Source organism: Lysinibacillus sp. NPDC093190, from assembly GCF_050280425.1.
Taxonomy (GTDB): Bacteria; Bacillota; Bacilli; order Bacillales_A; family Planococcaceae; genus Lysinibacillus.
In genome coordinates, this window is record NZ_JBNNVG010000001.1 from 120,246 (window position 1) to 140,214 (window position 19,969).

The following is a 19,969-nucleotide window of genomic DNA, read 5'->3' on the forward strand; positions in this document are numbered from 1 at the left end:
TGTAGTTTATATGACTTTTTTATTTATTTGGCAATATGTGTCAATAGCATTTTATGTTTATTCACTAATGTTAGTAGCATATGTGTTAATGTCTTGGGTGCCTGCTGTTCAAAATTCATCAGTTGGACGTATATTAGCAAAATTATGTGAGCCTTATCTCGGGATTTTTAGAAAATTTATCCCACCAATTGGCATGATTGATATTTCACCTATCGTAGCAATATTTCTCCTTAATTATATTCAAAAAGGGCTTTTTATTGTTATTTTTAAAATATTCGATATGTTTGCTTAAAAGAAATCCTCACGAACGGTGGGGATTTTTTATTTATGGGGAATACTAAATATAAACAATTTAGTGGTGATTCCCAAGAATTCATAAGCATGAGTAGTACTATGTATAAAGTTGATTGGAGTAGAGGCTGGGCGACTCCTTGGGATCAGCAATAGAGGAACGAAGGCTAAAAGCATCACGTCCTGTGATAACGCCTTCGTGACCAACATCGTGTTAGCCCGACGCCCCCCAGGAAAGTGCGCAGCCGGAACGGAAATCAACCCCACTTATTTTTTATAAATCCTTAAAATACCAATGAAATTGTACAAGTAAAAGAGAGATAATAGAGGTGGAGTTACATGGAGCATTTAATACAGCATTTTAGGAAAGATGAACAGCCTTTTATTGAACAGGTTGTGGGCTGGCAGCATGAGGTAGAGGATCGATATGCTCCAAAGCTTACTGATTTTCTAGATCCTCGACAGCGCTTCATTGTTGCATCGATAATTGGACAGTATGACACTTTAAAAATAGCTAGTGCTGGGCTCTTTGAGGATGCAGAAAGACAACGCATGCTTATTTATCCTACTTATTATGAGCCTATGGAGGAAGATTTTCAGCTTACAGTATTTACAATTCAATATCCTGTGAAATTTGTCCAACTACGACATCCAGATGTTCTTGGAGCTTTATTATCTTTAGGATTGGATCGTGGCAAATTCGGTGATATTCGTGTCAATAACTATCTAGTACAATTTGTAGTAGCGAATGAGGTAGCGGAATATGTGCGCTTACATTTAACAGGCATCGGCAAAGTAAAGGTACATGTAGAATCGATTAAAGAGACGGAGCCATTGCTTCAAAACGAGGAAGAGTGGCTAGAAGAGTCTCATACTGTTTCTTCTATGCGTTTAGATGTTATTATTTCCACTGTTTTAAAAATTTCTCGTCAGAAGGCACAAGCATTAATTACAGGTAAAAAGGTACGTATCAATTGGACTGAACGGGATACAGTTGCTTTTGAATTACAAGAAGGGGATATTTTATCTGTACGCGGTAGCGGTCGAATAAAAATTATGATGACTGAAGGCCGTACAAAAAAAGATAAAATTCGTTTACAAATCGGTCGATTGACTCAAAAAAGCTGAAAATCAAGTAAATTTCATTAATTTTTACTGCTAAGTTGTTGGAACAATTGTATAATAGAAAGTACGAATTTACATGTAAAGGAGAGAAGGATCGTATGCCATTATCACCTATTGATATACATAATAAGGAGTTTACTAAATCCTTCAGAGGTTATGCTGAAGATGAAGTAAATGAATTTTTAGATCAAATTATTAAAGACTATGAAATTTTGTTACGTGAAAAAAAGGAAGTAGACAGACAATTAGAAATTTCTTTAGAGCAAGCAAGACATTTTAACTCATTAGAGGAAACGTTACAAAAATCAATTGTTGTTGCACAAGAGGCAGCTGACGAAGTGCGAAGAAATTCCCAAAAAGAGGCTAAACTCATTGTAAAGGAAGCAGAAAAAAATGCTGATCGTATCATCAATGAGGCTTTAACAAAGGCTCGAAAAGTGACAATTGAAATTGATGAGCTGAAAAAGCAATCAAAGGTATTCCGTAATCGTTTTAAAATGCTTGTAGAGGCACAGCTGGATTTATTAAATGCAGACGATTGGGACCATTTGCTACAATATGATATTGACCTTACTGAAATCCAAACATCTGTTGAAGAAGCACAGGAAGCCGATCAAGTTTAATCGCTATTATGTAGACATTGGAACGCAATAAGTGAAGCTTGACGTGATTGTTTGATTTTCATATACTATGGTAATAGTAATTATTTTGAACACATATGCAAACAGGCAGAGACGAAGACAGTATTTGTTAGGCGTAGTTAAGCGATTTGGGGATAGTGTGAGCCCAAACAAGCAAATAACAATGAACATCACTTCGGAGCTAAATAACTGAATGAAGTAAGTTATTTCGTGACGCACAACGTTAACGTGCTTTAAGTGGTAGTACATTTTTGTGCTACAATTAGGGTGGTACCGCGAGTATAAGCTTCTCGTCCCTTTTTGGGATTGAGAGGCTTTTTTATGTTCAAATGGCGGAAGACTTCCGTTTCTATTCGTGTGAAATGGATAAATTCTATGATTGAACTACTTCCGTTATTAAAACGTGTTGATTTTGCTAATAACTAGAACTCGAGGGTGGTGACTCCTCGGGGATTAGCGTCTCATCGGACGCCCCCCAGGAAAGCGCTCAGTTGCAACCCTACGTTATGGTGATAAGCCTAATAACTGTCTTATGTGAATGTGCGCCTAAGTGCATATGTTCTTTGTTTGTAAAATAAAGGAGGAATTGAAAAAATGGTTGAGTATAAAGATACTTTATTAATGCCAAAAACAGATTTCCCAATGCGTGGAAACTTACCGGCAAATGAACCGAAGATGCAAGAAAAATGGAATGAAATGGACATTAATAAATTACAGATGGAGCGTACAGAAGGACGCCCTGAGTATGTGTTACACGATGGCCCTCCATATGCAAATGGTGATATCCATATCGGCCATGCTTTAAATAAAGTGCTGAAAGATATGATTACTCGTCATCGCTCTATGACTGGCTACCATGTAAACTATATTCCGGGTTGGGATACACATGGTTTACCAATTGAGCAAGCACTTACGAACAAAGGTGTAAAGCGCAAAGAAATGTCTGTTGCTGAATTCCGTAAATTATGTGAAGAGTATGCTTACGAGCAAATCGACAACCAACGTACTCAATTCCGCCGTTTAGGTGTTCGTGGTGATTGGGAAAATCCATATATTACATTAAAACCTGAATTTGAAGCACGCCAAATTGAAGTATTCGGAAAGATGGCTGAAAAAGGCTATATTTATAAAGGTTTAAAACCAGTTTACTGGTCTCCATCATCTGAATCTGCACTTGCAGAAGCAGAGATTGAATATAAAGATATTAAATCACCTTCTATTTATGTGAGCTTTGCGATTAAAGATGCTAAAGATGTTGTCCCAGCAGATACTAAAATTATCATTTGGACAACAACTCCTTGGACAATTCCAGCAAACTTAGGGATTTCTGTAAACCCTGAATTTATCTATGTGGTTGTTGCAGTTGCCGATAAAAAATTCATCGTTGCAAAAGAATTATTAGAAACAGTTGCTAACGAACTTGAATGGGAATCGTATGAAGTTGTTCAAGAAGTTAAAGGTGAAGCATTAGATCGAATTGTTGCACAGCATCCATTCTATGACCGTGAATCTCTTGTGATGGTTGGAGAGCACGTAACTGCTGAAGCGGGAACTGGCTGTGTTCATACAGCACCAGGACACGGGGAAGATGACTATCATATTAGTAAGCAGTATGGTCTACCAATTCTTAGCCCTGTTGATAATAGCGGCTGCTATACAGATGAAGCACCTGGTTTTGAAGGTGTATTCTACAATGATGCAAACAAATTAATCACAGAAAAATTAAAAGAAGTAGGCGCATTAGAAAAGCTTAACTTCTTTACACACTCTTATCCACATGACTGGCGTACGAAAAAACCAGTTATTTATCGTGCAACACCACAATGGTTTGCGTCAATAGATGCATTCCGTGATGAGTTACTAGACGCAGTAAAATCAACGACATTTACACCTGCTTGGGGTGAAACTCGTCTTTATAATATGATTCGTGACCGTGGAGACTGGGTAATTTCACGTCAGCGCGCATGGGGTGTGCCAATTCCAATTTTCTATGCTGAAAATGGTGAACCAATTATTACACCAGAAACAATTGCTCATATCTCTGCATTATTCCGTGAACATGGGTCAAATATTTGGTTCCAAAAAACAGCAAAAGAATTATTACCTGAAGGCTTCACACATGCAGGTAGCCCGAACGGTGAATTTACAAAAGAAAACGATATTATGGACGTTTGGTTTGACTCAGGTTCTTCTCACCAAGGTGTGCTAGTAGAACGTGGTATGAAATATCCAGCTGATTTATACTTAGAGGGCTCTGACCAACACCGTGGATGGTTCAACTCATCATTAATTACTTCTGTAGCTATTAATGGCTATGCACCATATAAGGGACTATTAACACATGGTTTCGTGCTAGATGGTGAAGGTCGTAAGATGAGTAAATCTTTAGGGAATGTAATTATCCCGAAAAAGGTTATGGATCAATACGGAGCAGATATTCTTCGTTTATGGGTTGCTTCTGTAGATTATACAGCTGACGTTCGTATTTCAATGGATATGTTGAAGCAAGTATCTGAGGTTTATCGAAAAATCCGTAATACATTCCGTTTCTTACACGGAAATGTAGCTGATTTCGATGCAACGAAAGATCGCGTAGCATATGAGGATCTTCGTGAAATGGATCAGTACGTTTATATGCGCCTACAGGATGTATTAAAAACTGTAAGTGCTGCATATGATCGCTATGATTTCGCAGCTGTTTATCATGCAGTGAATAACTTTGTTGCAGTAGAATTATCTTCATTCTATTTAGATATTGCAAAAGATGTTGTGTACATCGAAGGCCATGACAACAAAGATCGCCGTGCGATGCAAACAGTTATTTATGACACATTAATGACATTAGTAAAAGTAATGTCACCTATTATCCCTCATACAAGTGACGAGATGTGGTCTTACTTACGTGCTCAAGGTGTTGTAGAAGAGGTATCTGTACAATTAACAGACTTCCCAGAGGTAGATGAACATGAAAACTTCGAAAGTCTACGTGCAAAATGGGTGAAAATTATTGATGTTCGTGATGATATTTTAAAAGCATTAGAGGAAGCTCGTAATGCAAAAACAATCGGTAAATCACTTGAAGCGAAAGTGACAGTTTATGCGAAAGAAGATGTGGCGGCATTATTAAATGATGCAAGCATTGATTTTGCACAGCTTTCAATCGTTTCTGCCTTTGAAGTAGCATCAATTGAAGCTGCACCTGCAGATGCTTTAGCTCTAGAACATGCATCGATTATTGTAGAAAAGGCAACAGGTGAAAAATGTGAGCGTTGCTGGTCTATTTCTGAAACAATCGGCTCAAATGAAGCACATCCAACAGTGTGTGCGCGTTGTGCAGAAGTTGTAGAAAAGTATTACGTTTAACTTCTTTCAGCAAAAGTCTTTTGTACCGAAAGCGTAGCGACAGGTACAGTAGTCGCCCACCTCTATAGGTGATGAGATGAATGGGTTTTTTTTAAGTCACTTTTCTGCGGGTGTCCAAACATCCGCTGAAATAGAGGAACTCAGTCTAAGAGCGCCACGTCCTGTGGCAACGACTGAGTGGCCAACTTCGTGCTGCTGCCGCTGCGTTAGCACTACGCTTTCGCGCAAAAAACATCTGTTGGCCTAAAGCCGATTCCGGACGCAATTATGCCTCGGCATAATTGATAAAAGCAAACAGTAATGCAAACTAAAAATAAGAATCTGTATTCTATGTAATTAATAACGCAAGCTCCTGATGATGGGGGCTTGCGTTGTTTACTTTGTCATGAGGTCAGTAGATTCTTTTTTTGTAATGGAGTGACTTTTTCAGTTGAAAGCGACTGATAGAGAGGCCAAGGCGACGGATAGAAGGACGAAAGTGACGGAAAGAAGAGTCAAAGTGACGGAAGAAAACCAGAGCGACGGAAAGAAGAGTCAGAGTGACGGATAGAAGGACGAAAGCGACGGAAAGAAGAGTTAAAGTGACGGATGAAAACCAGAGCGACGGAAAGAAGAGTCAGAGCGACGGATAGAAAGCCGAAAGTGACGGATAAAAAGTCAAAAACAACGGATAGCTCAGCAAACGCCCAAAAGAAAGCGCCGAATCGGAGCAAAAATCACCCCTACATATTGGTGTTGAGCCATATTTTCATGCTATATTAGTTATTCTGAGATGGGCTGTTATGGTAGAATAGGTTAGATGTTGAGCGAACGGAGGAGTGTCTGTGTATAAATATTATGGATTGGCCGCATTCGTGGTTATTTTAGATCAATGGACAAAATGGCTAATTGTGAAAAATATGGAGTTTGGTGAACGAATTTCAGTATGGGATCCGTGGTTTGGGATATTGTCTCATCGCAATAGGGGAGCAGCATGGGGAATGTTAGAAGGACAAATGTGGTTATTTAGCATTGTCACGATAGGCGTTATTTGTGCCATCCTATACTTTTATCATAAAGAAGCTAAGGGTAAACCTATTTTTCAAGTTGGCTTAATGCTTTTATTAGGCGGAGCTGTAGGTAATTTTATTGACCGTATATTTAGAGGTGAAGTGGTCGATTTTGTAAATGTCTTAATTCCAGTAATTAATTATGATTTCCCAATCTTTAATATTGCGGATGCAGCTTTAACATTTGCGGTAGTAATATTAATGATTGGCTTAATCGTTGAAGATAAAAAAGGAAAGAAACAGGTGAAACAATGACGCAAGTATTATATACAATGGAAGAACAACAACAGGGAGAGCGCATTGATAAGGCGCTTTCAAGTGTGCAATCAGAGTGGTCGCGTACACAAATTGGTAATTGGATTACCGAGGGCATTGTCAAAGTAAATGGAGAGACTGTAAAGGCGAAGTATAAGGTAAAAGTGGGAGATATTATAGAAATCGATGTACCTGAAGCAGAGCCATTAGATGTTATTGCGGAAAACTTAGACCTTGATATTGTTTATGAAGATGCAGATGTCCTTGTTGTGAATAAACCGAAGGGCATGGTTGTCCATCCAGCGCCTGGACATATGACAGGTACTCTTGTAAACGGCTTAATGTATCATTGTCAGGATTTGTCAGGCATTAATGGCGTTATGCGTCCGGGAATTGTCCATCGTATTGATAAGGACACATCAGGATTATTGATGGTTGCAAAAAATGATGCAGCTCATGAATCGTTAGTGAATCAGCTAGTCAATAAAACAGTAACACGTAAATATACTGCGCTAGTTCACGGGCATATTGCACATGATAAAGGAACAATTGATGCACCGATTGGACGCGATCAAAAAGATCGTCAAAAACAAGCAGTTGTCGATAAAGGGAAGCATGCAGTAACTCACTTCCAAGTTATCGAACGCTTTGGCGAATTCACTCTTTTAGAATGTCGTTTAGAAACAGGACGAACTCATCAAATTCGTGTGCATATGAATTATATTGGCTACCCTCTTGTTGGTGATCCAAAATATGGTCCGAAAAAGACAATAGACTTTGGTGGACAAGTATTACATGCAGGAATTTTAGGATTCGATCATCCTACATCTGGCGAATATATGCAGTTTGAAGCACCAATTCCTGCTGATTATGAACAATTATTAAATGATTTAAGAAATATGCATTGACGTATAGTAAAAGAAGGTCTATACTAACGAAAGTGAATGAACAACTTAACTAAATATTCACCTTTAATGACAGTCCAGAGAGGCTGAGAAGGTACATGTGAATGTGTTGCAAAAAATTTGTGCTGCAAATTTTTCAACATACTATTTAAACACGTATATAACCCTCTCAGGCCATTCGCCTTGAGAGGTTTTTTTATGGACACATGACCAACAATAAATAAAAGAGAGGAGGAAACTTACATGGCACAAAATGAGCTATTAGATGGCCCATCTATGGCAAGAGCGTTAACACGCATTGCACACGAAATTATTGAACGCAATAAAGGAATCGATGAATGTATTTTAGTTGGTATTAAAACACGAGGTGCCTTTCTTGCAAGACGCCTAGCAGAACAAATTGAAAAAATTGAAGGCAAACCAATCCGTACGGGGGAGCTAGACATCACCCTCTATCGAGATGATTTAACGACAAAGCATGATAATGAACAGGCACATGTTGAGCAAGTAGATATTGATTATGTGGTCGTCAATCAAAAAATTATTTTAGTCGATGATGTACTTTACACAGGGCGTACAGTACGCGCAGCACTTGATGCAGTAATGGATTTAGGGCGACCTGCACAAATTCAACTTGCAGTCCTGATCGATAGAGGCCATAGAGAACTGCCAATAAGAGCTGATTATGTTGGCAAAAATGTACCAACATCTGGAACAGAGCGTATTGTCGTAAATTTACAAGAGGTAGACGGAGAAGATTGTGTCATCATTTTTAAAGAAGACTAACTATAAAGTGAGGAAACATTATGTCAAATGCAGTATTAGATATTAAGGATAAACCGACCCCAGTCCAACTAGTGACATTAAGTTTCCAGCACATGTTTGCCATGTTTGGGTCAACGATCTTAGTTCCTCAGTTGGTAGGTCTTAGTCCAGCGATTGCCCTTTTAACAAGCGGAATTGCTACACTGTTCTTCTTATTAATTACGAAATTTCAGGTACCAGCATATTTAGGTTCATCCTTTGCCTTTATTGCACCGATTTTACTTGTAGCAGGTGGTTTAAATAAAGATGGTTCAAGTGTAAATCCAGGTCATGCGATGATTGGTGCTATGGCAGTCGGGATTACATATGGTATCGTATCCCTTATCATCTGGAAAAGCGGCTATAAATGGATTATGAAAATTTTACCGCCGATTGTAGTAGGACCTGTCATTATGGTAATTGGTCTTGGATTATCAGGGACAGCGGTTAATATGGCGATGAATGTCAATGACAAATATAGCTTTTTACACTTCTCAGCAGCGTTAGTGACATTATTTACAGCTATTATTTTCACGATTTTCTTTAGAGGTATTTTAAGCACAATGCCAATCTTAATTGGCTTAATCGTAGGATATATTTACTCAATGATTATCGGGATTGTAGATTATTCACCAATTGCCGAAGCAAAATTCTTTGCAAAGCCTGAGTTTTTAATCCCAGGTGTTCACTATAACTTTGAAATCACAACAAAACTACTCCTAACAATGGTGCCAATCGTTATCGTAACTATTTCAGAGCATATTGGTCACCAGTTAGTATTAGGTAAAGTTGTTAATCGAGATTATATTAAAGAGCCGGGATTACACCGTTCACTTTTAGGGGATGGAATCGGAACATTTATTAGTGCATTAATCGGTGGTCCACCGAAAACAACTTACGGTGAAAATATTGGAGTTCTTGCTATCACTCGTGTATACAGCGTATACGTTATTGCAGGAGCAGCAGTCGTAGCAATTTTACTATCATTCTTCGGGAAAGCAATGGCAGTTATTGCAACAATTCCAACAGCCGTACTTGGTGGGGTTTCGATTTTACTCTTCGGTATAATTGCAGCAAGTGGATTACGAATGTTAGTTGATAATCATATCGACTTTGGGAATAGTCGTAACTTGGTCATTGCCTCTGTTATTTTAGTCATTGGTATCGGTGGTGCGAAGTTCGTTATTTCAGAATCACTAAGTATCGAAGGTATGGCATTAGCAGCGATTATCGGTGTTCTTTTAAATGCCATCCTACCAGGTAAAAAAGAAGCGAAAATACCAGTACCGTACAATCAAAATAAAGATTCATAGAAGTACCTTTTAATGAATTGTCCAGAGAGGCAAAGAAAGGGAAGTTGTAGACAGGCTAAAAGTAGGAGCGTATCCTGCTGTAGTTTGTCGAGCCTCCTTATGCCTCGTTGATGACATCAACGGGGCTTTTATTTTTACAAAACGTTACAAAACGTTACAAAACGTTACAAAACGTTACAAAACGTTACAAAACGTTACAAAACGTTTATGAAACACACCCTGCGGAGGTTACAATGAAGAACTTATTATCGATGGAACATTTAACAATTGAAGAAATTAACCACATTCTAGATCGTGCGCAAGCTTTTGAGAATGGTGAAGCATCATCGTTATCTCGTCCATACAACGTCGCAAATTTATTTTTTGAACCAAGTACGCGCACGAAGACAAGCTTTGAAATGGCAGAGCGTAAAGTTGGCTGTATCGTTATCCCATTTGACGGTAGCTTTTCGAGCGTCTCTAAAGGGGAGACATTGTACGATACGGTAAAGACGTTAGAAATGATTGGTATGGATGCAGTAGTCATTCGCGCAAAGGAAGATGCCTATTACAATGAACTACTTGAAGGCATCAATGTATCCATTATTAATGGAGGTGACGGCACTGGTCAGCATCCGTCTCAATCATTATTAGATCTTTATACAATCAAAAAAGAGTTTGGTTCTTTTGAAGGGTTAAATGTGACAATCGCTGGAGATATATGCCATAGCCGTGTAGCGAAATCGAATGCCTTAGCGTTACAGCAATTAGGGGCAAATGTTCATTTCCTTTGTCCAGAAGAGTGGGCAGGCAGTTTTGAAGCGCATCATTCTTGGGATGATTTAATCGAAATAAGCGATGTGATTATGTTACTTCGTGTGCAGCATGAACGTCATAAGGTAAATAAAAGCTTCTCAAAAGAGAGCTATCATGAAGAGTACGGTTTAACAATTGAACGTGAGAAACAAATGAAAGAAAAGGCAATTATCATGCATCCAGCACCGGTCAATCGTGATGTAGAAATTGCTTCAGAGCTAGTAGAATGCGAGCGTTCTAGAATTTTCGAGCAGGTTCGTAATGGTGTATATACACGGATGGCTATTGTTGAAACAATTTTAAAGGGGAGAGAGTAACATGACAAAGGTTCTTCAAAATGTACAAATGCTAAATGAACAAGGCGAGCTACAAACAGTAAATATAGCTATGGCGGCTGGCAAAATTACTGCAATAGGTCAAAACGTAAATGTAGCAGGCGCAGAAATAATCGAAGGAAAAGGTTTAGTTGTTGCACCAGGCTTTGTCGATGTTCACACACATTTACGTGAGCCAGGCTTCGAACATAAAGAAACAATTGCTACAGGTTCAGCATCAGCAGCAAAGGGCGGTTTCACAACAATTTGTGCGATGCCAAATACAAAACCAGTGCCAGATTCAGTAGAAAATATGCAGTTGATTAACGGTCTTATTAAAGAAAGTGCAGTTATTCGAGTACTTCCATACGGCTCATTAACAAAAGATATCTCAGGTGAGGTTCGCACAGATATTGCAGAATTAAAAGAACATGGGGCTGTCGCATTTTCAGATGATGGTGTTGGGATCCAGCTTGCATCAACAATGTATGAGCAAATGAAGGAAGCAGCACAGCACGATATGGTAGTTGTCGCACACTGCGAAGATAACTCATTAATTTACGACGGTGTGATGCATGAAGGGAAGCGTAATAAAGAGCTTGGTTTACCAGGAATTCCATCGATTTGTGAATCCGTTCAAATTGCACGTGATGTTCTACTAGCCGAAGCAGCTGGAGCACGCTACCACGTATGTCATGTATCAACGAAGGAATCTGTACGTGCAGTACGTGACGCGAAAGCAGCAGGAATTCGTGTCACTGCAGAAGTTTGCCCACACCATTTATTACTTGAAGAAATGGATATCCCATCGGATGATGCAAACTGGAAAATGAATCCTCCATTACGTGGAGCAGATGATAAAGACTCACTTCACGCAGCTATGCTAGATGGCACAATCGATTGTATCGCTACAGATCATGCTCCACATACAGTAGAAGAAAAATGCTGTGGTATGGTTGGTGTTCCATTTGGCATTGTAGGCTTCGAAACAGCGTTCCCACTGCTTTACACACAGTTTGTAGAAACAGGAAAATGGACGTTAAAACAGTTGATTGACTGGATGACTGTAAAGGCAGCTCAAATTTTTGATTTACCATACGGCACATTAGAAGTTGGTGCTTCGGCAGATATGATCTTAATTGATTTAAATAAAGAGCAAACAATTGATGCAGAGGGCTTTGTATCAAAAGGACGTAATACACCATTCAATGGTTGGGCTGTAAAAGGATGGCCAGTTCTTACAATTTTTGAAGGTAATATCGTATACCAGGAGGCAGAGTAATGAAAAAACGTTTACTTATTTTAGAAGATGGCACAGTATTTACAGGTACAGCGTTCGGTAGTGAGCGAGCTTCACAAGGCGAGGTTGTATTCACAACTGGGATGACAGGTTATCAGGAAACCATTTCAGATCCTTCATTCTACGGACAAATCGTAACGTTAACTTACCCTTTAATCGGTAATTACGGTATTAACCGTGATGATTTTGAATCGATCACACCTGCTATTCGTGGGTTTGTAGTTCGTGAATTAGCAAAAACACCTTCAAACTTCCGTTGTGATTTAACGGTAGATGAGTACTTAACTTCAAAGGATATCCCGGGCATTGAAGGGATCGATACACGAAAATTAACACGCATTATTCGTAGTAAAGGGTCTGTAAAAGCTATTTTAACAGCGGCTGATGAAGAAGTGAATGTGGATGAAATCGTAGCAAAATTACAGGCAACACCAGCGATTACAAACCATGTTCGTGAAGTATCACCGAAAGCAGCTTACCCATCACCAGGTCGTGGCAAACGCGTCGTATTAATTGACTATGGTATGAAGCACGGTATTCTTCGTGAGTTAAACAAACGTGATTGCGATGTGCTTGTAGTCCCTTACAATACTTCGGCAGAAGAAATATTAGCGTGGCATCCAGATGGAATTATGCTGTCAAACGGACCAGGTAACCCTGAAGACGTGGCAGAAGGCATTGAAACCGTACGCGATTTAATCGGAAAAGTGCCAATGTTCGGTATTTGCCTTGGCCACCAAATCTTCTCGCTAGCATGTGGTGCACAAAGCTTCAAATTACCATTCGGTCACCGAGGTGGTAACCATCCGGTAAAAGATTTACGCACTGGTCGTACAGACTTAACATCTCAAAACCATGGTTATGCAATCGATATTGATTCATTAAAAGATACAGATTTAGAAATAACACATATCGCATTAAACGACGGCACTTGTGAAGGTGTACGTCACAAGAAATATCCAATCTTCACGGTGCAATATCACCCAGAAGCATCACCAGGACCAGAGGATTCAAATTACCTATTTGATGAATTTATCGAAATGATGGAAGTAGAAGCAGGGAAGGGGAAACAACATGCCTAAACGTACAGATATTGAAACTATTTTAGTAATCGGATCAGGTCCAATCGTTATCGGACAAGCAGCAGAATTTGACTACGCAGGAACACAAGCTTGTCTTTCTTTAAAAGAAGAAGGCTATCGCGTTATCTTAATAAACTCAAACCCGGCAACAATTATGACAGATACAGAAATTGCCGACAAAGTATATATTGAACCAATTACACTTGAGTTTGTATCACGAATTCTACGTAAAGAGCGTCCAGATGCCATCCTACCAACACTTGGTGGTCAAACTGGTTTAAACATGGCCATTGAATTAGATAAATCAGGAATTCTAGATGAGCTTAGTATTGAAATTCTTGGAACAAAATTAGAAGCGATCCATAAAGCAGAAGACCGCGATCTATTCCGTAATTTAATGTATGAGCTAGGTGCTCCAGTTCCTGAATCAGATATTATTCATAACTTAGACGAAGCGAAAAACTTTGTAGCGAAAATTGGTTACCCAGTAATCGTTCGTCCTGCTTTCACACTTGGTGGTACAGGCGGCGGTATTTGCTACAACGATCAAGATTTAGAGGAGATCGTTACATCTGGTTTAAAATACTCCCCTGTAACACAATGTTTACTAGAAAAATCAATCGCTGGTTATAAAGAAATCGAATATGAAGTAATGCGTGATGCTGCCGACAACGCAATCGTTGTATGTAACATGGAGAACGTTGACCCAGTTGGTATTCATACAGGTGACTCTATCGTAGTGGCACCTACACAAACACTTTCAGATCGAGAAAACCAAATGCTACGTAATATTTCATTAGATATTATCCGAGCATTAAAAATTGAAGGTGGCTGTAACGTACAGTTAGCACTTGATCCATATAGCTTTAATTACTATGTGATTGAAGTAAATCCTCGTGTATCACGTTCATCAGCGTTAGCTTCAAAAGCAACAGGCTATCCAATTGCAAAGCTAGCAGCAAAAATTGCGGTTGGTTTAACATTAGATGAAATCAAAAACCCTGTAACAGGTTCTACGTATGCTTGCTTCGAACCAGCTCTAGACTACATCGTGGCGAAAATTCCACGCTGGCCGTTCGATAAATTCGAATCAGCAAAGCGTAATCTTGGTACACAAATGAAAGCGACTGGTGAAGTAATGGCACTTGGTCGTACATTTGAGGAAGCTATGCTAAAAGCAGTGCGTTCTCTTGAAACAGGTCAAGTTCACTTAGAGCTAAAACATGCAGAAGAAAACTCTGATTCTTGGATTGAAAAACGTATCCGTAAAGCAGGTGACGAGCGTCTATTCTTTATCGGAGAAGCACTGCGTCGTGGTGTAACAATTGAGCAAATCCATGACTGGTCTGCAATTGACTTATTCTTCTTAAATAAATTCAAAAACATCGTAGATATGGAGCAAACACTTGCTGACCATAAAAACGATAAAGATATGTTACGTACAGCAAAACGTCTAGGCTTTGCAGATAAGAAAATTGCTGAACTTTGGGAAACAACACCAGAAGAAGTATATGCATATCGTAAAGAAAATGGCATTATCCCTGTATATAAAATGGTTGATACATGTGCAGCGGAGTTTGAATCTGAAACACCATACTTCTATGGCACATATGAAGATGAAAACGAATCGATTCAATCAGACAAGCCATCAGTTATTGTACTTGGTTCTGGTCCAATCCGCATTGGTCAAGGGGTTGAATTCGACTACGCAACAGTACACTCAGTATGGGCAATTCAAGAAGCGGGCTACGAAGCGATTATTATTAACTCGAATCCAGAGACAGTATCCACTGACTTCTCGATTTCAGATAAATTATACTTCGAGCCATTAACAATCGAAGACGTTATGCATATTATCGACCTTGAGCAACCAATTGGAGTAGTTGTACAATTCGGTGGCCAAACAGCTATTAATCTAGCTGATAAATTAGCTGCCAATGGCGTGAAAATCCTAGGTACATCTCTTGAAGATATCGACCGTGCAGAAAACCGTGACAAATTCGAGCAAGCATTACGCGACTTGAACATACCGCAGCCACTAGGTCAAACAGCTGTATCAGCGGAGGAAGCACTTGCTATTAGTGAACGTCTAGGCTTCCCAGTACTAGTTCGTCCTTCATACGTACTAGGTGGACGCGCAATGGAAATTGTCTACAACGAAGAGGAATTACAACACTATATGGAGAACGCAGTAGAAGCATCTCCGGATCACCCGGTATTAGTAGACCGCTACTTAACAGGTCAAGAAATTGAAGTAGATGCCATTTGTGACGGTGAAAATGTCTTAATTCCAGGTATTATGGAGCATATCGAGCGAGCAGGGGTTCACTCTGGCGACTCTATCTCTGTATACCCGCCACAAAAATTAACACAGGCACAAAAAGATACGTTAGTGGATTATACAACTCGCCTTGCAAAAGGTCTTGGTATCATAGGCTTAATGAACATTCAATATGTAATTTCACAGGGCGAAGTATACGTTATCGAGGTGAACCCTCGTTCATCTCGTACAGTACCGTTCTTAAGTAAAATTACAAACATTCCGATGGCAAATATTGCAACGAAAGCGATTCTTGGTAAATCAATCGTAGAACAAGGCTATCCAACAGGCTTAGCGCCAGAACAAAAAGGTGTCTTCGTGAAAGTGCCAGTATTCTCATTCGCTAAATTACGTCGTGTTGACATTACACTAGGGCCTGAAATGAAATCAACAGGTGAAGTAATGGGGAAAGATGCAACATTAGAAAAAGCACTTTACAAAGGCTTAGTTGCAGCAGGTATGGAAATTCGTACAGAAGGCACAGTATTATTCACTGTGTCCGATAAAGATAAAGAGGAAGCAATTGCACTTGCAAAACGCTTCTCAACAGTAGGCTATCGTATTGTCGCAACTGAAGGTACAGCTAAAGCGTTTGAAGCTGCAGGCGTACGCACAGATATAGTTGGCAAAATCGGTGCAAAAGGTCAAACATTAATCGATTTAATTCAAAACGGTGAGGCACAACTTGTTGTCAACACTTTAACAAAAGGCAAGCAGCCGGCACGTGATGGCTTCAGAATTCGTCGTGAGTCTGTAGAAAATGGCGTACCTTGCTTAACTTCATTAGACACAGCGGAAGCGATGGTCCGAGTTATTGAATCAATGACATTCACAGCAGAACAAATGCCAAAAGCGGAGGTAGTACATTAATATGATTCGTCAAGAGAAAATGACGGTCGTCTCTCAAAAGCAAATTGCGACAAACATTTTCGAATTGACACTTCGTGGAGAACTGGTTCAGGATATGACACCTGGCCAGTTTGTCCATGTAAAGGTGTCAGATTCATTGGAGCCGCTTTTACGTCGACCAATAAGTATTGCAAACATAGATAAAGACAACAACGAATTTACAATGATTTATCGTGCGGAGGGTCGCGGAACAAAAGTGTTAGCGACAAATCGAGAAGGGCAGCTTGTCAATGTTCTTGGTCCAATCGGTAATGGGTTCCCGGTAGAAGCAGTAAAAGAGGGAGGCACAGCCCTACTAGTTGGTGGAGGAATCGGAGTACCTCCTTTACATGAGCTTTCCAAGCAATTGAACGCAAGTGGTGTTAAAACAATTCATGTGCTAGGCTTTCAATCGGAAGATGTATGCTTCTATGAGGAAGAATTCTGTGCCCTTGGAGAAACACATTATGTAACGGTTGATGGCTCTAAAGGAACAAAGGGCTTTGTCACAAATGTTTTAGAGTCACGAGCACCTGAATTCGATGTCTTTTATTCTTGCGGTCCACTACCAATGTTAAAAGCACTTGAAGGCTTTTATCCAGAAAAAGAAGGTTATTTATCATTTGAAGAGCGTATGGGCTGTGGGATCGGTGCTTGTTTCGCATGCGTATGTAAAACAACAGATCAAGTGGCAAAAGACTATGTCAAAGTATGCTCTGACGGTCCAGTTTTCCCGAAAGGTACGGTGGCATTATGAGTCGTTTAACTATCCAATTACCAGGCTTAGATTTAAAAAATCCAATAATGCCTGCTTCCGGCTGCTTTGGCTTTGGACGCGAATATGCACAGCTTTATGATTTATCAAAGCTCGGCGCTATTATGATTAAAGCTACGACTGTGGAAACACGTCCCGGCAATCCAACTCCCCGCGTAGCAGAAACAGCAGCAGGGATGTTGAATGCAATTGGTTTACAAAACCCTGGCATTGAAAAAGTAATGAATGAAGAATTGAAGTTTTTAGAAACATATGATGTGCCAATCATTGCAAATGTTGCTGGTACGGAAACAGAAGATTACGTGGAAGTAGCACGTCGTATTTCAACTGCACCAAATGTTAAAGCATTAGAGCTTAACATTTCTTGTCCGAACGTTAAATGTGGTGGTATTCAATTTGGTACAGACCCTGCAACTGCACGTGAGCTAGTTAAAGCTGTTAAAGCTGTTTCTGAAGTACCTGTATACGTGAAATTGTCGCCTAACGTAACGAATATCGTAGAAATTGCACAAGCTGTTGAAGCAGGTGGTGCAGATGGCATTACAATGATTAATACACTAATCGGTATGCGTTTAGATGAGCGTACAGGTAAACCAGTGATTGCTAATGGTACAGGCGGTTTATCTGGTCCTGCCGTAAAGCCAGTTGCGATTCGTATGGTTTATGAGGTGTATAAGGCTGTCAATATTCCGATTATTGGGATGGGTGGCGTGACTGACGCGCAGGATGTTATAGACTTTATGTCGGCTGGCGCATCTGCAGTTGCTGTTGGAACAGCAAACTTTGTCGATCACTTCGTTTGTCCAAATATTATCGATGAACTACCAGCAAAGCTCGATAAATTAGGAGTAGAGCATATTTCAGAAATTATCGGAAGGAGCCATCGCTCATGAATACAAAACCAATACTTGCACTAGATTTCCCTGGAGAAGCAGAAGTATTTAACTTTCTAAAGCACTTTAATGAGCCTCTTTTCGTGAAAATTGGTATGGAGTTATATATGCAGGAAGGACCGGATATTGTACGCAAGGTAAAAGATCTAGGTCATGATATTTTTCTAGATTTAAAATTACACGATATTCCTAATACAGTTGGCTCTGCTATGAAGGGCTTAGCAAAATTAGGGGTAGATTTAGTTAACGTTCATGCGGCGGGCGGACGTCCAATGATGGAGGCAGCGCTTGAGGGGCTTGAAGCGGGTACTCCGGCAGGACGTGAACGTGCGGCATTAATTGCCGTAACACAGCTGACTTCTACAACAGAAGAGCAAATGCAGGCAGAGCAAAAAATTGCTTTATCTTTACAGGAGTCTGTATTACACTATGCAAGCTTAACAAAACAAGCTGGTTTAAATGGTGTTGTCTGCTCCGTACATGAGGCAAAAGCTATTGCTGAAGCATGCGGTGAAGATTTCTTACGTGTGACACCTGGTATCCGATTAGCAGGTGGCGACGCACACGACCAAAAGCGCATTGCAACACCAGACGGCGCAAAACGTGACGGTTCTTCGTTAATTGTCGTTGGACGTGCCGTTACAGGTGCACAAGATCCAGTAGCAGCATATAAAATCGTAAGTGAATTATGGGAGGCATAAATATGACATTACAAAATGAAATCGCACACGCTATGTTAAAAGTAGGAGCAGTAGAATTAAATCCAACAGAACTATTCACATGGGCATCAGGCATTAAATCCCCAATCTACTGTGATACACGTCTGACAATTTCTGACCCTGTAATTCGTAAGCAATTAGCAAACGGTCTAGCATCTCTTATTAAAGAAAACTTTGGTACAACTGAAATCGTAGCAGGTACAGCAACAGCGGGCATTCCACATGCAGCTTGGGTAAGTGATATTTTAGAATTACCGATGGTTTATGTACGCTCTAAAGCAAAAGAGCATGGCCGTGGTAACCAAATCGAAGGAAAATACGCAGCAGGCCAAAAAGTCGTAGTAGTAGAAGACATCGTTTCTACAGGTGGCTCATCCATTACAGCTGTAGAAGCCTTACGCGCTGCAGGCTGTGAAGTACTAGGCGTTGTTTGCGTTTACACATACAACCTTCCACGTGCTGAACAAGTATTTGAAGAGGCAGGCATAAAATATGTATCTCTAACAAATTTCGATTATTTAATTGAAGCAGCTAATGAATCAGGCGCTATTCAAGAAGGAGACATTCCGTTCTTAAAAGAATGGCATGGAAAATTAAAAACAGGAGAGCTTTAACTTATTTCAGCGGGTGTCCAAACACCCGCTGAAATAAAGGAACTCAATCTAAGAACGCTACGTCCTGTGGCATTACCGAAATGACCGACATCGTGTCGGCCCTCGTGCAGGCCTAAGCACAAAGCCGATTCCGGACGCAATTATGGCGAGGCATAATTGATTTAAAAAAGAGGCTGGGACATAACTAATTAGCTCTTTGTGAAAGCCGAATTACTTTCAAATAAATTAAGCACTATATTTAGAAAATCCGAACAATGGCAAAACACCGTATGAGTGTCTTGCAAATTTGTTCGGGTTTTACTTTAGCTAAAATACTTTTGTCCCAGCCTCTTTCATGTTGTTGTAAAACTATTGTGTCAAATTAAATAAAGTATGGCTCTTCGGCAAATCAACCAATTCACATGACACGTTTTAACAAAATGACATCCAAACTTTTAATTTTTATCGAAACACTTTTAGGAATTATCGACCAACTTTTAAATTTTATCGATAAACTTTCACGTTTTATCACCCAACTTTCACA

General features: G+C 39.8%; 16 protein-coding genes and 1 other annotated feature. All 16 genes read left to right on the forward strand.

Annotation, left to right across the window (positions count from 1 at the left end; translation table 11 throughout):
* Positions 1-10: 10 nt before the first annotated feature.
* The 16 genes from ACQKOF_RS00605 to pyrE all read left to right on the forward strand — a co-directional run bounded on the left by ACQKOF_RS00605 (position 11) and on the right by pyrE (position 19,446).
* The gene (locus tag ACQKOF_RS00605; protein WP_427552677.1) at positions 11-292 is read left to right on the forward strand and encodes a YggT family protein; all 282 of its coding nucleotides are present in this window, start codon (positions 11-13) and stop codon (positions 290-292) included.
* Positions 293-630: 338 nt separating this feature from the next.
* Positions 631-1,419 carry an RNA-binding protein gene (locus tag ACQKOF_RS00610; protein WP_427552679.1) on the forward strand — a complete coding sequence of 263 codons (789 nt, stop codon included), beginning with the start codon at positions 631-633 and terminating at the stop codon, positions 1,417-1,419.
* A gap of 95 nt (positions 1,420-1,514) precedes the next feature.
* Complete coding sequence (locus tag ACQKOF_RS00615; protein ID WP_053483381.1) at positions 1,515-2,039, forward strand: DivIVA domain-containing protein; 525 nt, start codon at positions 1,515-1,517, stop codon at positions 2,037-2,039.
* Positions 2,040-2,138: 99 nt separating this feature from the next.
* Positions 2,139-2,358: a binding site (T-box leader), on the forward strand.
* 293 nt (positions 2,359-2,651) lie between these two features.
* Positions 2,652-5,420: an isoleucine--tRNA ligase gene (ileS, locus tag ACQKOF_RS00620; RefSeq protein ID WP_427552681.1), complete on the forward strand. Its 2,769-nt coding sequence runs from the start codon at positions 2,652-2,654 to the stop codon at positions 5,418-5,420.
* An 824-nt stretch (positions 5,421-6,244) separates the two neighbouring features.
* Entirely contained in the window at positions 6,245-6,724 is a 480-nt protein-coding gene (gene lspA, locus ACQKOF_RS00625; RefSeq protein WP_427552683.1) for a signal peptidase II, read from the forward strand.
* Positions 6,721-7,632 (forward strand): RluA family pseudouridine synthase, encoded by a 912-nt coding sequence (locus tag ACQKOF_RS00630; RefSeq protein ID WP_427552685.1) that lies wholly within the window; start codon positions 6,721-6,723, stop codon positions 7,630-7,632. The genes lspA and ACQKOF_RS00630 overlap by 4 nt, the downstream gene beginning before the upstream one ends.
* 240 nt (positions 7,633-7,872) lie before the next feature.
* Complete coding sequence (pyrR, locus tag ACQKOF_RS00635) at positions 7,873-8,415, forward strand: bifunctional pyr operon transcriptional regulator/uracil phosphoribosyltransferase PyrR (protein ID WP_427552687.1); 543 nt, start codon at positions 7,873-7,875, stop codon at positions 8,413-8,415.
* 20 nt (positions 8,416-8,435) lie between these two features.
* Entirely contained in the window at positions 8,436-9,746 is a 1,311-nt protein-coding gene (locus ACQKOF_RS00640) for a solute carrier family 23 protein (protein WP_427552689.1), read from the forward strand.
* 233 nt (positions 9,747-9,979) lie between these two features.
* Positions 9,980-10,858: an aspartate carbamoyltransferase catalytic subunit gene (locus tag ACQKOF_RS00645; RefSeq protein WP_427552692.1), complete on the forward strand. Its 879-nt coding sequence runs from the start codon at positions 9,980-9,982 to the stop codon at positions 10,856-10,858.
* 1 nt (position 10,859) lies between these two features.
* Entirely contained in the window at positions 10,860-12,137 is a 1,278-nt protein-coding gene (locus ACQKOF_RS00650) for a dihydroorotase (protein WP_427552695.1), read from the forward strand.
* Positions 12,137-13,237, forward strand: a complete 1,101-nt coding sequence (locus ACQKOF_RS00655; protein ID WP_427552697.1) for a carbamoyl phosphate synthase small subunit — start codon at positions 12,137-12,139, stop codon at positions 13,235-13,237. The genes ACQKOF_RS00650 and ACQKOF_RS00655 overlap by 1 nt, the downstream gene beginning before the upstream one ends.
* Positions 13,230-16,427: a carbamoyl-phosphate synthase large subunit gene (gene carB, locus ACQKOF_RS00660; RefSeq protein WP_427552699.1), complete on the forward strand. Its 3,198-nt coding sequence runs from the start codon at positions 13,230-13,232 to the stop codon at positions 16,425-16,427. The genes ACQKOF_RS00655 and carB overlap by 8 nt, the downstream gene beginning before the upstream one ends.
* 1 nt (position 16,428) lies before the next feature.
* The gene (locus ACQKOF_RS00665) at positions 16,429-17,202 is read left to right on the forward strand and encodes a dihydroorotate dehydrogenase electron transfer subunit (protein WP_427552701.1); all 774 of its coding nucleotides are present in this window, start codon (positions 16,429-16,431) and stop codon (positions 17,200-17,202) included.
* Entirely contained in the window at positions 17,199-18,113 is a 915-nt protein-coding gene (locus ACQKOF_RS00670) for a dihydroorotate dehydrogenase (protein WP_427552703.1), read from the forward strand. The genes ACQKOF_RS00665 and ACQKOF_RS00670 overlap by 4 nt, the downstream gene beginning before the upstream one ends.
* Entirely contained in the window at positions 18,110-18,814 is a 705-nt protein-coding gene (pyrF, locus tag ACQKOF_RS00675; protein ID WP_427552706.1) for an orotidine-5'-phosphate decarboxylase, read from the forward strand. The genes ACQKOF_RS00670 and pyrF overlap by 4 nt, the downstream gene beginning before the upstream one ends.
* A 2-nt stretch (positions 18,815-18,816) precedes the next feature.
* Positions 18,817-19,446, forward strand: a complete 630-nt coding sequence (gene pyrE / locus ACQKOF_RS00680) for an orotate phosphoribosyltransferase (RefSeq protein WP_427552708.1) — start codon at positions 18,817-18,819, stop codon at positions 19,444-19,446.
* The last annotated feature ends 523 nt before the right edge of the window (positions 19,447-19,969 follow it).

What these genes read in the sequence shown, in the direction of transcription:
- ACQKOF_RS00605 (WP_427552677.1), top strand. Translation starts at nt 11, where the DNA reads ATGACTTTTTTATTTATTTGGCAATATGTGTCAATAGCATTTTATGTT.
- ACQKOF_RS00610 (WP_427552679.1), top strand. Translation starts at nt 631, where the DNA reads ATGGAGCATTTAATACAGCATTTTAGGAAAGATGAACAGCCTTTTATT.
- ACQKOF_RS00615 (WP_053483381.1), top strand. Translation starts at nt 1,515, where the DNA reads ATGCCATTATCACCTATTGATATACATAATAAGGAGTTTACTAAATCC.
- ileS (WP_427552681.1), top strand. Translation starts at nt 2,652, where the DNA reads ATGGTTGAGTATAAAGATACTTTATTAATGCCAAAAACAGATTTCCCA.
- ACQKOF_RS00630 (WP_427552685.1), top strand. Translation starts at nt 6,721, where the DNA reads ATGACGCAAGTATTATATACAATGGAAGAACAACAACAGGGAGAGCGC.
- pyrR (WP_427552687.1), top strand. Translation starts at nt 7,873, where the DNA reads ATGGCACAAAATGAGCTATTAGATGGCCCATCTATGGCAAGAGCGTTA.
- ACQKOF_RS00640 (WP_427552689.1), top strand. Translation starts at nt 8,436, where the DNA reads ATGTCAAATGCAGTATTAGATATTAAGGATAAACCGACCCCAGTCCAA.
- ACQKOF_RS00645 (WP_427552692.1), top strand. Translation starts at nt 9,980, where the DNA reads ATGAAGAACTTATTATCGATGGAACATTTAACAATTGAAGAAATTAAC.
- ACQKOF_RS00650 (WP_427552695.1), top strand. Translation starts at nt 10,860, where the DNA reads ATGACAAAGGTTCTTCAAAATGTACAAATGCTAAATGAACAAGGCGAG.
- ACQKOF_RS00655 (WP_427552697.1), top strand. Translation starts at nt 12,137, where the DNA reads ATGAAAAAACGTTTACTTATTTTAGAAGATGGCACAGTATTTACAGGT.
- carB (WP_427552699.1), top strand. Translation starts at nt 13,230, where the DNA reads ATGCCTAAACGTACAGATATTGAAACTATTTTAGTAATCGGATCAGGT.
- ACQKOF_RS00665 (WP_427552701.1), top strand. Translation starts at nt 16,429, where the DNA reads ATGATTCGTCAAGAGAAAATGACGGTCGTCTCTCAAAAGCAAATTGCG.
- ACQKOF_RS00670 (WP_427552703.1), top strand. Translation starts at nt 17,199, where the DNA reads ATGAGTCGTTTAACTATCCAATTACCAGGCTTAGATTTAAAAAATCCA.
- pyrF (WP_427552706.1), top strand. Translation starts at nt 18,110, where the DNA reads ATGAATACAAAACCAATACTTGCACTAGATTTCCCTGGAGAAGCAGAA.
- pyrE (WP_427552708.1), top strand. Translation starts at nt 18,817, where the DNA reads ATGACATTACAAAATGAAATCGCACACGCTATGTTAAAAGTAGGAGCA.